The sequence below is a fragment of the Mesorhizobium sp. M7A.F.Ca.CA.002.04.1.1 genome (assembly GCF_004022805.1).
In the GTDB taxonomy this organism is placed as follows: domain Bacteria; phylum Pseudomonadota; class Alphaproteobacteria; order Rhizobiales; family Rhizobiaceae; genus Mesorhizobium; species Mesorhizobium ciceri.
On sequence record NZ_RZPL01001047.1, the window covers coordinates 1 to 1,345 of the forward strand.

1 pseudogene is annotated in these 1,345 nt (G+C 66.3%); it reads left to right on the forward strand.

The features are described from left to right. Positions 1-1,345: pseudogene (locus ENZ75_RS31950) on the forward strand (translocation/assembly module TamB); the annotation flags it as partial.

Here is a 1,345-nt window from a genome sequence, read left to right on the forward strand (position 1 = left end):
GATCTGCGCCGCCAGATCATCCAGCCGCGTGCCGCCGGCGACGGCAAGGCACCGATCATCGACATCGGCGCCTCCTTCGTCTCCATCGTCGCCGGCGGCACGCGGCTGGATGATCTGGCGGCGCAGATCCATTCCGACGGCTTTGACATCCAGAACCGCGCCGGGCCGGTCACCGTCAAGCTGCAGGCAGGTGGCCTCAACACCGACGTGGCGACGCTGGCGCCGCTGATCACCGGCAAGATCGATGTCGATCTGGCCGGGTCGGTCAGCAAGGATGCCATTGCCATCGACCAGGGCACGCTGCGCTCCGACGCGCTCAACGCCTCTCTGACGGCGACGGTGGCGCTTGCCGACCTGTCGATGCAGCTGAAGATGAACGCGGATGCCGTGGCGACGGCCTTTCCGCCGCAGATCGCCTCGGTGCTTGGCGCTCGGGTGAAATTCTCGGCCACCGCGGCCCGCGATCCGCAGGGATCCTTCGCCGCCAACTCGATCGAATTCACGTCCGGCACGCTCAGCGCCGCCGGCACGGCCAGCATGCAGGGCACCGACATCCGGGCCGACATCAAGGGCAAATTGGGCGACGTTTCCGTGCTGTCGCCGACAGTCGGCGTGCCGGTTGCCGGTGGCGTCGATTTCGCGCTGTCGGCAAGCGGCGCGATGACGGCGCCGGATTTCACCGTTACCGCCGATAGCGACAGCCTGACGGCATCGGGCCGCACGGTGAAGAGCATCAAGCTGACGGCGAGCGGCAAGGCCGATATCACCAGTCCCGCCGCCAACGTATCGCTGACCGGCTCCGTCAACGACCAGCCGCTCGATATCAAGGCAGCACTGGTGACAAGCGAGGGCAAGCGTTCGATCAACGGATTCCTGGTCTCGCTGGGCGACAACAAGGTCTCGGGCGATCTCGCGCTGGACGACAAGTACATGCCGCTCGGCACGCTGACGCTCGACGCGCCCGCTATCGACCAGTTGGCCGCACTCGCCGGCCAGGCGGTGACGGGCGACATCGACGGCACCATCGGCTTTGCCAAGGAGGGCGACGCGCCCTCCGTCGCGATCGATGCGAAGAGCACTTCGATCGCGCGTGGCGACGTGACGGCCAAGGCCATCACCGTCAATGCGCTGATCGCCAATTATCTCAAGGCGCCGGCGATCGCCGGTTCGATAAAGGCTGACAGCGTCACTTCCGGAACCACCGAAATCAGCGGCATCGGCGTCGACCTGAAGCGCGACGGCGATTGGACCAATTTCACCGGCGGCGCCACCATAGCGGGCATTCCGGCGACCGCTGCCGGCCGGGTGAAGATCGCCGACGGCAACACGAGCGTCGAGATTACCT